General features: G+C 38.8%; 11 protein-coding genes. 10 read left to right on the top strand and 1 reads right to left on the bottom strand.

Translation table 11 applies throughout. The features are described 5' to 3' along the window. Window positions 1–86: 86 nt before the first annotated feature. From NL42_RS03215 to NL42_RS03175, 9 genes are all read left to right on the top strand, one after another. A complete protein-coding gene (locus NL42_RS03215; RefSeq protein ID WP_461311731.1) occupies window positions 87–647 on the top strand; it encodes a DUF2939 domain-containing protein in 561 nt (186 codons plus the stop codon). 390 nt (window positions 648–1037) lie between these two features. Continuing rightward, entirely contained in the window at window positions 1038–2309 is a 1272-nt protein-coding gene (locus NL42_RS03210; RefSeq protein ID WP_461311730.1) for a sensor histidine kinase, read from the top strand. Window positions 2310–2376: 67 nt separating this feature from the next. Further along, window positions 2377–5127 (top strand): bifunctional [glutamate--ammonia ligase]-adenylyl-L-tyrosine phosphorylase/[glutamate--ammonia-ligase] adenylyltransferase, encoded by a 2751-nt coding sequence (gene glnE / locus NL42_RS03205; RefSeq protein WP_461311729.1) that lies wholly within the window; start codon window positions 2377–2379, stop codon window positions 5125–5127. A 24-nt stretch (window positions 5128–5151) separates the two neighbouring features. Beyond that, window positions 5152–6078 (top strand): branched-chain amino acid transaminase, encoded by a 927-nt coding sequence (locus NL42_RS03200; RefSeq protein ID WP_151743457.1) that lies wholly within the window; start codon window positions 5152–5154, stop codon window positions 6076–6078. A gap of 67 nt (window positions 6079–6145) precedes the next feature. After that, window positions 6146–7036, top strand: coding sequence for a mitochondrial fission ELM1 family protein (locus NL42_RS03195; RefSeq protein WP_461311728.1), 891 nt, complete (start codon window positions 6146–6148; stop codon window positions 7034–7036). A 22-nt stretch (window positions 7037–7058) separates the two neighbouring features. Next, on the top strand, window positions 7059–8087 hold the full coding sequence (locus NL42_RS03190) for a glycosyltransferase family protein (protein WP_056483543.1): 1029 nt from the start codon (window positions 7059–7061) through the stop codon (window positions 8085–8087). Then, a complete protein-coding gene (locus NL42_RS03185; protein ID WP_461311727.1) occupies window positions 8084–8839 on the top strand; it encodes a polysaccharide deacetylase family protein in 756 nt (251 codons plus the stop codon). The genes NL42_RS03190 and NL42_RS03185 overlap by 4 nt, the downstream gene beginning before the upstream one ends. Next, the gene (locus NL42_RS03180; protein WP_461311726.1) at window positions 8836–9600 is read left to right on the top strand and encodes a glycosyltransferase family 2 protein; all 765 of its coding nucleotides are present in this window, start codon (window positions 8836–8838) and stop codon (window positions 9598–9600) included. Before NL42_RS03185 ends, NL42_RS03180 begins: the two co-directional genes overlap by 4 nt. Window positions 9601–9611: 11 nt before the next feature. Further along, entirely contained in the window at window positions 9612–10646 is a 1035-nt protein-coding gene (locus tag NL42_RS03175) for a glycosyltransferase (RefSeq protein ID WP_461311725.1), read from the top strand. On the opposite strand, the gene NL42_RS03170 is transcribed toward NL42_RS03175, so the two are convergent. Further along, entirely contained in the window at window positions 10643–11533 is an 891-nt protein-coding gene (locus tag NL42_RS03170) for a glucosamine inositolphosphorylceramide transferase family protein (RefSeq protein WP_461311724.1), read from the bottom strand. The genes NL42_RS03175 and NL42_RS03170 overlap by 4 nt on opposite strands. A gap of 68 nt (window positions 11534–11601) precedes the next feature. On the opposite strand from NL42_RS03170, the gene NL42_RS03165 reads away from it, so the two are divergent. Further along, the coding region (locus NL42_RS03165) for a glycosyltransferase family 25 protein (protein WP_461311723.1) at window positions 11602–12321 on the top strand (720 nt) is incomplete at its 3' end.

The raw sequence follows: 12321 nt of genomic DNA, 5'->3' as shown, positions 1-12321 counted from the left end.
TGATTAGAATATAAAAGACAAGATAGGGTATACGATTTAGGTAGGATTATTTTTCTACTTATTATTTTACAATTAGAGAGTAAATTATGAATAAAAAAATTATAGGGGTAATCTGCGGGTTAATCATTTTGATTTTTGGGTATTTATACGCTTCGCCTTATATCATTTTAAATAGTATTAAGAATGCATTGAAAGAGAATGATAGTGAAAAGGTTTCTGCTTATATTGACTATACAAGCGTACGCCAAAGTCTGAAAGATCAGATGAATGCTTATATGCTAAAAGAGATCACAACTAAAGAAGCAAATGGTTGGGAAGCATTAGGTGCAATGATGGCTTCAACTTTGGCCGAAAAAATGGTCGATGCGGTGGTAACACCGGAAGGTATGACCTTGATGCTGCAAGGGAAGGATCTTAGAAAAAGTTTAACTGGTAATATAGAAGATACGCCTAAAGAAAGAACAGATGCCCCAAAGATAGAATATAGAACTCGGTATTTATCGATGAATATGTTTGAAGTAACTTTTAAAAATAAAGAGAATGATACGGATTTGAAAATCATTATGGAACGTAATGGTTTGAGCTGGAAAATAAAAAAGATTGTTCTACCAATCGATGAGATAAAACCTAAGCAAAAACTAGAGTGATAATTATCCTGGGTTATGGAAGCTGCTATTCAACTGTATGGTTATAATGTCCAAGATAATTAAATCATTAATGTAAACAATAATCTGAAAAAAAGGCCAAGTTGTTGGTCTTTTTTTGAAAGAATACTTTTTATTTATTTTTTACGATTTATAAACTCGCATTTCTAAGATCTTACAACTCTTTACCTTCAAACATTTGTTGTATTTTCCTCAAGCATACCTACTTTATGTATCTGAAAACCTTTAATTGAAACTTCACATTTCTATTTTGAAAAGAACGTTGCTCTTTTTATGTACTGTGTTAAAGTTTGTAGTAGATCATAATGATTATAAGTACATTTCTTTGAAAAGCGGTTCCGACCAAAAACGACAAAATCTGTGAGGCGGGCAATGACATTCCAACATTTAGAACTAAACCAGATTGAGCAGTTAAGTGCTTGTAGAATATCGCTTTTGCTTGGATTAAATGCCGAGCAGAACTATATTGAGCAATTTTTCCGGTTTAGTCTTCGTCTTTTGAAGTGTAAAAAAGCCTTATTGACTTTTAATCAAGAACCTTACTTTTGGCATCGTTGCCCAGATGGTATGACCGCCATTTCGTTTAAACCTTCAAAACATTTAAAACAGTGCTTTGCTAAACAACAGATCATTAATCACTCACATCCTTCTTATCAAAACTTAACCAACTATTTAAAAGAACTAAACATCGAGTGCAGCAGGGCATTGGCTGTGCATCTTCTACACCCTGATAAAACCTCTATGGGCTTCGCCGTTTTTTTTGATGACGATGCAGCAACATTTGAAGATGAAGACATCCAGTTATTGCTCGATTACTGTTCTACTTTTATGCAACAGGTCGAGTTGAAGTTTAACTATGAAGAGTTAAACGAACTCTATGAGCAACAAGTCGCGATTAACTCAAGTAAAACAAAATTCTTTTCAATCATTTCACATGATCTTCGAGCGCCATTTCATGGTCTGCTAGGTTTTTCAGAAGTACTCGCCAAAGAGCGTGAAACTTTAGATGAATCAAGCATTCAAAACATTGCAGACTATCTATATGACACTTCGCAATCGACCTATAACTTGCTCGAAAGCTTACTGACATGGGCGATGGCTGAGGGTGGGCGTTTTGTTTATCACCCAATTAACTTTAAACTTAGACAAGTCAGTAATATCGTTTTTGATGTTTTATATACCTTAGCTTTAAAGAAAAATATTGAATTGCTCAATGATGTTCCTGAAGATTTAAAAATCTATGCCGATATCAATATGATGACTTCAGTGATTCAAAACTTGGTGTCAAATGCGCTGAAATTTACAGATGTTGATGGATCAGGCAAAGTCTTTATTGAAGCCAGACAAGCAGGTGAAAATATTGAAATAATAGTTCGAGACACCGGACTAGGTATGACCAAGCAACAAATGGCGAATTTGTTCCATCCACGTATTACTGCCAGCTTTAAAGGTACCGCAGGTGAAAAAGGTGCGGGTTTAGGTTTGAGCTTGTGTAAACGTTTTGTCGAGATTAATCAGGGGAAAATTAATGTCAGTTCCAAAGAAGGTGTTGGAACCACATTTAAAGTTTTATTACCTTCGGCTCACGACAGTCATGATGCTCACATCGAATATCAATCATCATCGGAAGCAAAATTAGTCTAATCCCTTTTCCTATCACTACTCGAACTGCTATAACTAAAAACAGAGTACGAGGAAAAGAGCTTTTTATATGAATGCGGAGCAGTTACAAAAAACATTGCGTGCTAGTCAGTATGCAGAACAAGTTTTAGGCCTGCATCAGGCTGTTTTAGAACAAGATTACCAAATAGATCAATTTACTGCCCCGCTCTCAACTGATCAAATTTACCAATTTGTACAAACTACATTAGATGGAATTGGTGACGAAACACCTTGGATGCGCGCACTTCGTATTTTGCGTGGTCGTTTAATGTTCCGCTGGATCTGGCAAGATGCCAATCAGCTTACCGATGTTGTCACACTCACTCGTGAACTTTCTGATTTTGCCGATGCCAGTATTTGCGCGGCAAAGGCTTTTGCACGTGTGGCGCTAGTGGGTAAACATGGCGAACCTATAAGCTACTCTGGCAAAGTTCAAGAGTTGATTGTAGTTGCCATGGGTAAGCTCGGGGCACAAGAGCTTAACCTCTCGAGTGATATTGACCTGATTTTTGCCTTTGATGAACAGGGCGAAACCAATGGTCGCAAATGCATTGATGTACAGCAGTTCTGTATTTTGTGGGGACAAAAACTCATTTATTTGCTTGAGCATATTACCGCAGATGGTTTTGTGTTTAGAGTTGATATGCGCTTGCGCCCTTGGGGCGATGGCTCGGCACTAGCAATTAGTCACGCAGCTTTAGAAAAATATTTAAGTCAGCATGGCCGTGAGTGGGAACGTTATGCATGGATTAAAGCGCGTGTTGTGACAGGAGGTAAAGAAGGACAAGACTTGTTGGAAATGACACGTCCTTTTGTTTTTCGTCGTTATGTCGATTACACCGCCTTTGCTGCTATGCGCGATATGAAAGCGATGATTGAGCGTGAAGTTCTACGCCGTCATATCGAGGATGATATTAAACTCGGCGCGGGTGGTATTCGCGAAATTGAATTTATTGTTCAGGTGTTCCAGCTTATTTATGGCGGGTCTAAGCGTGAGCTGCAAGACCGCCAATGTTTAGTCAGCCTTGAGCATATCGGTGAAGCTGGTTTGTTAGAAAGACAAGCTGTTTTAGAACTTGAAGATTCCTACCTGTTTTTGCGCCGTGTTGAACACGCGATTCAAGCCCTCAATGACCAACAAACCCAGCTATTGCCAGAAGAAGTCGACTTAAGACAGCGCATTATAGATATCTTAGGTTTTGCGAGCTGGAATGAATTTATTGATCTTTTAAACGAGAAACGCCAGAAAGTAAAAGTTCAATTTAAGCAGCTCATTGAAGATACAAGTTCAAATGCCGCAACTGAAAACTTTGGACAGTTAGAGCAGCAGTTAGATGAAGTGCTGGATGACAATGCGAAAAATCTGATTCATGAATTCTGGCACGGTCATGCACTCAAAAAATTACCTTCAAATGCTGTCCAGCGTTTAAAAACATTCTGGCCTCATTTAATTGAAGTGATCTTACAGTCCGAACAACCTCAAACTGCACTTTTACGTTTAATGCCGCTGATTGAATCGGTCATGCGCCGAACCGTGTATTTAGTCATGCTGATTGAAAGTAAAGGGGCATTACAACGCTTAGTGAAAATGGCGACCGTAAGTCCATGGATTTGTGAAGAGCTAACGCAATATCCCGTACTGCTTGATGAGTTTTTATCGATGGACTTTGAGTTGCCAAAGCGTAAGGACTTAGAAGACTCTTTGCGTCAGCAGTTGCTTCGCATTGAGATTGATCAGGTTGAAGACCAAATGCGAGCACTTCGCCTGTTTAAAAAGAGCAATGTACTCACTGTCGCTGCAAGCGATGTGTTAGCTGAAAGCCCGCTAATGAAAGTATCTGATGCGTTAACCGATATTGCTGAAGTCAGTGTAAACGCAACCCTCCATTTAGCTTATCAGACTGTAGCAAAGCGTCATGGTTATCCATGTGATGTCGATGGGAAACGTTGCTCACTCGATTACAAAGCCTTTGCTGTCATTGGTTATGGCAAGGTAGGTGGTATTGAGCTTGGCTATGGTTCTGACTTGGATCTTGTCTTTATTCATTATCTAGATGAACAAGCCGATACGGATGGAACGAAGTCTATTACTGGCTTTGAGTTTGCGATGCGTGTTGCTCAAAAATTTATGTCGCTCATGACCACTCAAACGCTTGATGGTCGTGTCTATGAAATTGACACGCGATTAAGACCCTCAGGTGAGGCGGGTTTGTTGGTGACAAGTCTTAAGGCCTACGAACACTATCAGTTGAAAAGTGCATGGCTTTGGGAGCATCAGGCACTCGTTCGTGCACGCTCTATTGCTGGCGATGAGGTGCTTTGCCAGAAATTTGAAATATTTCGCCGCGAGATATTGACTCAATCTAGAGATGAGGCTTATGTTCGTGAAGAAGTGTTGAAAATGCGTCAGAAAATGAAAGACCATCTAGGTTCGTCTTCTGAACAAAAAAAACATGGTATTTTTCATTTAAAACAGGACGCAGGTGGTATCGTCGATATCGAATTTATGGCACAGTATGCTGTACTTGCATGGAGCGGGACGAAACCCGATCTCGCCCATTATTCTGATAATGTAAGAATATTAGAAGATGCTGCTAAAGCAGACTGCTTATCCAGTGAAGATGCCACAGCATTAATTCGAGCCTATCTTAGTGAACGTGCCGAAAGCCACCGTTTAGCCCTTGCAAATCAATCCATGCAAGTCAGCGCAGCGGACTGGCGTAGTACCCGTGCGGTCGTTTGCAATTTATGGCAAAGATTAATAGACCCAACCGCTTCGGTTGAGTTGGATAGTGAATGATTTTATAACAATTTGGAGTGTTCCATGAATTTGGCTGATCGTGATGGTTTTATTTGGCAAGATGGAAAATTAATTGATTGGCGTGATGCAAAGATTCACGTTTTAACACATACTTTACACTACAGTATGGGCGTATTTGAGGGTGTTCGTGCTTATGAAACGCCTAAAGGTACTGCCATTTTCCGTCTGCAAGACCACACAAAACGTTTGTTAAATTCAGCAAAAATTTATCAAATGAAAGTACCGTATGACCAAGCAACGCTTGAACAAGCACAAATCGATGTAGTTCGTGAAAATAAATTAGCTTCTTGCTATTTACGTCCCCTCATCTGGATCGGTTCAGAAAAACTTGGTATTGCAGCAACAAATAACACCATTCATGCCGCAGTTGCAGCATGGGCGTGGGGTGCATACCTTGGTGATGAAGCAATGGCGAATGGTATTCGCGTTAAAACTTCATCGTTTACTCACCATCATCCAAACGTGACCATGTGTAAAGCAAAAGCATCTGGTAACTATACGTTGTCAATTCTTGCTCACCAAGAAGTTGCACATTCTGGTTACGATGAAGCTATGTTAATGGACCCACAAGGCTATGTATGCCAAGGTTCTGGTGAAAACGTATTCTTAATTAAAGATGGCGTTTTACACACTCCAGATATCGCTGGTGGTGCGCTTGATGGCATTACACGTCAAACAGTAATGACGATTGCTAGAGATCTTGGTTATCAAGTTGTTGAGCGTCGTATTACACGTGATGAATTCTACATTGCAGATGAAGCATTCTTTACTGGTACTGCTGCGGAAGTAACACCAATTCGTGAATACGATGACCGTCCAATTGGTTCAGGTGGCCGTGGCCCAATTACTACTGAAATTCAAAAGACTTACTTTGATGCAGTTCAAGGTAGAAATCCGAAATATGAACACTGGTTAACTTACGTAAAATAAGTTAATCCGTTAACATAAAAAGGCGAACTTTGGTTTCGCCTTTTTATTTTTGGCTTATGGAGCTTTTATGCATATTGTCTATGTCTCTGATGGTAAGGCAGGACATCGTTCACAAGCATTAGGCTTGTTTCAGGCGATGCGAAGACAACAGGCAGATACAACTTTTGAAGAGATCCTCATTTCTGATTTACCTATTATTTCTTTAATTCAGGTACTTTTCTCTTCAAAAAACTCCTTATTTCAACAAGCCCCCGATTTTATATTTGGAGTTGGCAGTCACACTCATTTTAGGGTCTGGTTACTCGGTAAAATTTTTAGAAAAGCTAAAACTATTATTTTGATGAAGCCGAACTTACCTGTGGTTTGTTTTGATTATGCTGTTATTCCAGAACATGACGGTATTCATGCCGATAGCCATGTGATTGTCACGCGTGGTGCACTCAATCCAATTCGTAATGAAAATCGCCATCAAGCAGCCAGAGTTTTAATTGCTTTAGGTGGTTCATCTAAACGACATCAATGGAACCAAGACAAAGTATTAAGCAGTGTTCAAAAAATTGTTGAGAATAATCCAGATGCTGAAATTATTCTGACGACTTCACGCCGAACACCAGCAGGATTTATCGATATTTTAAGACAGCAAAGCTTTGCCACACATTTGCAAATATTTCCGGTTGAGCAAACACCTCAAGGCTGGATTTTTGAAGAAATGCAAAAAGCAGAAGCTGTTTGGGTGACAGAAGATAGCGTATCTATGATTTTTGAGGCACTTACTGCGGGTTGTCGAGTAGGGGTAATGGCAATGGACCGTTTGAAAGACGACCGCATTACCTACTCAGTTGATCAAATGTTAGAATCAAAATTAATTTCACAGCAGACTTGTGTTGTACAGTTACCACAACCTTATGCTTTTAAAGAAGCAGACCGTGTGGCAACATATCTTTTAGCGAAAAATTAAATTTTTTATTTTGAGTAAATAAATGAAAATATTGCATATTGCGAATTTTGGCTTTAATAAACAAGGCGCCCATTTTTACTGCACAGACCGTAAAATTTCTGCCGGATTAATTGAAAATGGCCATTTCGTTTATGACTTTAGTTTTCGTGACATGGCTCGCATGGGAACCATTTTTAAAACAAAAAAACTGGGTGCCAGTTGGGCCAATAAAGAAGTACTAAAAGTCGTTAATAATATTGAACCTGATCTGGTACTCATCGGGCATAGTGATTTAATGAGTCCAGATGTTCTCAGACAGATTAAAGAATCTTATCCAAATACTAAAATTGCATTTTGGTATGTTGACCCGCTTTATCTCGAAAGCAAACTCGATTTCGTAAAAGCATTTTCACCTTATCTGGACGCTATTTTCTGCACAACAGGTGGCGAATATCTACAAAAATTAAAGCAGCCTCATTTAAGCGTCGCCTATTTGCCAAATGTTGGTCACCGTAATGTAGAAACGCTACAACAATTTTCAAACGCTAACACAGACAAGACTTTTATTTTCTGTGGCGTGGTTTATAAAGAACCTGAGCGTGAGAAGTTCTTAAAAGATTTGGCAGATGCATTGAAACAAGGCCATGTGAACTATCAATATTATGGTTGCTTTGAACAGCCGGGTGTTTACGGTAAAGGTTATTATAAAGTTCTGTCTGAGACAAAAATGGGACTCAATTACTCACGCCGTAATGATGTAACCTTGTATAGTTCTGACCGTATTGTACAACTGACCGGTAATGGCTTACTCACCTTTAGTCCAAGAATTCCTGGCTTTGAAAAACTCTACACTGAGCAGGAAGTCGTTTACTTTGATGATCAGTTCGACTTGGCCAAAAAGATACAATTTTTTGATCAGAATCCAGAGCAAGCTGAAAAAATAGCGAAAGAGGGATGGGAGAAAACACGCAAATCTTTCAATGCTAAGCGCATCACCCAATTTATGGTTGAAGTGACATTTAAGCAGCCCCTTTCAGAAAATTATGAATGGTCACATGAGGTTTATGCATGATGTGGTTTTTGTACGTTGCGGTAGGCCTACTAGCACTTGCTGCACTGTTATATGTGCTGGGTAATTATACATTTTGGCTTCCGTTTCGTTCGAGCAAACTACCACGTATTGTCATGTTGCATCAGGTGACCCCTAAAGATGCGGCCTCTGGCATGAATATGCCTCCTGAAAAGTTTGAACAACTCTTACAGTTGTTGACGCGTAAAAAAGCTACTTTTTGCTTTGTCTCTGAGCTTGAACAATATCGAGGTCAAAAGAACGTTGTTGCTTTAAGTTTTGATGATGGCTTTATGGATAATTATCTATATGCCCATCCATTACTTAAAAAATATAATGCAAAGGCAACCATTTATTTGGCAACGCAAATTGAAGGCATCGAAAAGCTAACTCATGAGCAAATTCATGAAATGGCAAATTCTGGTTTGATTGAATTTGGTGCGCACACGCAACACCATGTGAACTTACTTAAGCTTGACGATCAAACTGCTTATCAAGAGATGCTTGAGTCTAAACAAGATGTTGAAGCATTAGTTGGAAAATGCCCGAGCTTTGCCTATCCATTTGGTCGATTTAACGAAAAGCACCAGAAAATGGCGCAAGAGATTGGCTTTAAAAACGCCGTATCAACTCGTAAAAAAATCGAAGAGTACGAAGCAATTAATCAATTTAATATTCCACGTGTCAGCACGCATGGTGCCATGAATGCTTTACAGATGCGTATCGCCCTTGCTAAAGGACGTTATAAGTTATGAATAAAATTCCATGTAGTGTCTATGTTGTCACTTTAAATTGTGGTGCTTGGTTAGAGCGAACTTTGCAAAGTGTCAGTGAGTTTGATGAAGTCATTATTTTAGACTCTGGCAGTACTGACAATACTTATGAAATTGCAGAGCGCTTTGAAAATACGCAAATCTCTCATCAAGATTGGCAAGGTTATGCTGGGCAAAAAAGTTTGGCTTTAGCAAAATGCCGAAATGATTGGGTACTCAATTTAGATGGTGATGAAGTCTTATCTAACGAGTTAAAACAAGAGATTGTTGAGACCATTCAACAGAACAAGCTTGATGCATTAATCACACCCATTAATGATGTGTTCTTAGGTGTTCCCAACAGCAAACATACTAAAAAGCATGCAAAGGTGCGTTTTTTTCGCAAGTCTAAAGGGCATTACGATCTTGCCAATAAAGTCCATGAAAATGTGATTGTGGATGGTGAATCTCAGCGCGCTCAACATGATATTTATCATTATGGCGAGTCGAGCATTTTCGTGAAAGTCGAAAAAAATAACCAATATTCCAATTTAAAAGCATTAGAGAAATTCCAAAAAGGAAAGTCTCCAAGCATTGCAAAATTGGTTTTTGTAATGCCAGTGACTTTTATGAAGTCTTATTTTATTCGCCGTAGTTTCTTAAATGGTTGGCGCGGTTTCGTAAATAGTATGATTAACGCGTTTTATGCATTTCTAAAAGAAGCCAAACTATTTGAACAAACTATGAATAAAGATAAAAAATAAGTAGGCAAGCTATGAAAATTGTTCAGGTATTGGCAACGAGTGGTGGAATTGGTGGTTTAGAGCAGCACACTTTTAATCTTGTTAATGAGCTCGCTTTAAATCATGAAGTACATGTGATTGCACATCCTTGCTATCTAGACAAGTTTAGCCAACAAGTACATTTTCATGCTGTTGATTTTGCACGTAGCCGCTGGAATATTTTTTTACTTTGGCAACTTAAAAATCTGATCCAACAAATTCAACCTGCTATTGTTCATGCACAAGCGGGAAAGGCGGCTGAGCTGATTGCCCGAATTAAGCCATTTTTAGTTGGCCCAAAATTTGTAACGACGGTACATGGTACCAAAAAGAATAAATCTGCCTATTTAGCCGGCGATGCGGTTATTGCGGTGAGCCAAGCACTCACACAAGGGATTCCCGAGTCTAAAGCACATGTGGTTTACAATGGGGTTTATCCTCAACCTGCTCTTACAGCTGAAAATAAAGAAAAATTACTTCAATCGATTCAAAAAGATTTTGCTGAACTAGACCCTAGCAAAAAAGTTGTCATGTGTATTGGACGTCTAGAACCAGTAAAAAATATCAGTTTATTGATTGAATCGCTGCAACATATCGATGCCAATTTATGGATTGTAGGTGATGGTTCACTTAGAGCAAGTTTAGAGAAACAAGTCAGTGAATTAAATATGCAAAATCGGGTCGCTTTTCTTGGGTTTAGAACTGATGCGCGTGATCTGGTTCAGTTGGCAGATGTTGTAGTTTTATCTTCTGACCGTGAAGGTTTTCCACTCGTAATGGTCGAGGCTTTACAGGCCGATAAAGCTATGGCTTCAACTAAAGTGAATGGTGTGATCGAGTGGCTGCCAGAACGATATCTAGCAGAAATTGGAGATGCAGAAGGCCTAGCAAGCGCAATTCAAGCTGCACTTAAGCCAGATGCACAAAATGACTTTAGCCCTCTGTATGAAAAAGCCAAAGCTGAATTAACTGTGCCAGCCATGGCCGAGCAGACGCTTAATATTTATAAAGGCCTGCTAAAAACTTAATTATTTTTTGGCGTAAGGCGGATGGCATCAAGTACTACGAAGTTATCTTCGACATTAATGGTATGGCAACCGTCATCTGCTGCATTCCAGTCTGGTAAAACCACTTCTAGTAATTTTTCTTCATAAACTGTCGGGCTAAGCTGAGTAATTCCCTTTAATTCGATATTGCCGCCATAGCGTTTTAACGAATCTTGGCTTGGTCGAACCAGTTGCCCTTTATAAATAAAAGGTTTACCCGCCATACGGAACTGCTGACTGCCTCGGCACACTGGGTTCATTGGGTGCTCTTGCCAGTTCGGATTTAAAATATCTTCGGTAAAGAATAGATCTAAACGGTCACCAAATTTCTTACAATCACGACGCGTTGAAGTAAAAAGATACCATAAGCCTTCATGATAAAAAGGTGTGCTGTCAACTGCTTCAATATTCTCGATCAGATTAGAATGCTTTTCCCATTTCAGCGGAAAATCAGTACATTTCCACAGTTCAATCGTTTTGTTGGCAGAAGTTTCTGGGATCATGTACCAAGTGTCTTCTACTTTGAATATACAAGGATAAGAAAGGTGGTAGTCGAGCTTTAAGATTGTCTCTGGTGGTTTGTAAGTTCCATCTTTAAAGACTTCTAAAACAGAAAGAAAGCCTACAGGGTGTTCGTCATCTACTTCTTCAAAAAAAATAAAATGACGACCATTTTCATAAGCATAAAAGCTATCTGCAAATGTAAACTTTTTAGGGGAGTGGATCTCAAAGAGAGAATCTAATTGCTCAAGTGTTGTAAATGGTTGTTCTAACCAGCCAAAACGCATATACCAATGAGAGTCAAAAGATTTTGCTTTTTTTGCTTGTTGGTATTTGTACCATTTTTTTTGAATCAGGCGATTTAGCATTAAATTTTACACTCGATATAACTATAATTAGATAGACTATCCCTGACTCATTTTAACATTTGAATGAAATGAAAAAATATTTAATCAGTATTGAATCTGCTAATAGTGAACGTTTAAAAAAGTTGTACTCTCAAGCAACATTTTACAAATATCGCGATGAATTTAAGCAATTTGGGGTAATCGGTAAAAATTTAAGCGTCAGTGAATATTTTCAACAAGGTGTAGCAGGCAAGAAAAAACCGATGACGCCTGGCGAGCTTGGTTGTGCCATGTCTCATATTGCTGCACTAAAAGATTTTTTAAACTCCGATGAAGAATATGCAATTATTTTTGAAGATGATGTGATCGAACGTTTTGAAATTGATTTCCAAGACTTAGAAAAACATATTAGTTCTTTGAATCTAGGTCCGTGCTTTTTCCTAAGCTTGGGCGGTATTCAAATGAAAATATGCAATCGTGTTCGAGGAAAGTTTTTACCCGAAGAGTTGTATAACCAAAAAATTCTAAAAGTTGATTACGACTATCTCGAAAAACTAGCGTATGCGTATGCCTATGTTGTAGATCGTAAAATGGCACAAATGTTGGTTGATTATCATCAGCCGATAAAAATTTATGATCACTGGCAAGACCTTGTTGGACGAGGTGATTTCAGTTTTTATGTCAGCTTTTTATTCGACCACCCAATCATCGAAAATAATGATGCGTTAAGTTATTTAGAAAAGGAAAGAAGTTTAATTACACCTATTTCACAAGATGATGGTGATTTGTTACGTTACCTAAGAGTTAAA

The sequence above is a fragment of the Acinetobacter sp. GN11 genome (assembly GCF_054823985.1).
This window is presented reverse-complemented; position numbering and strand designations above follow the sequence as displayed.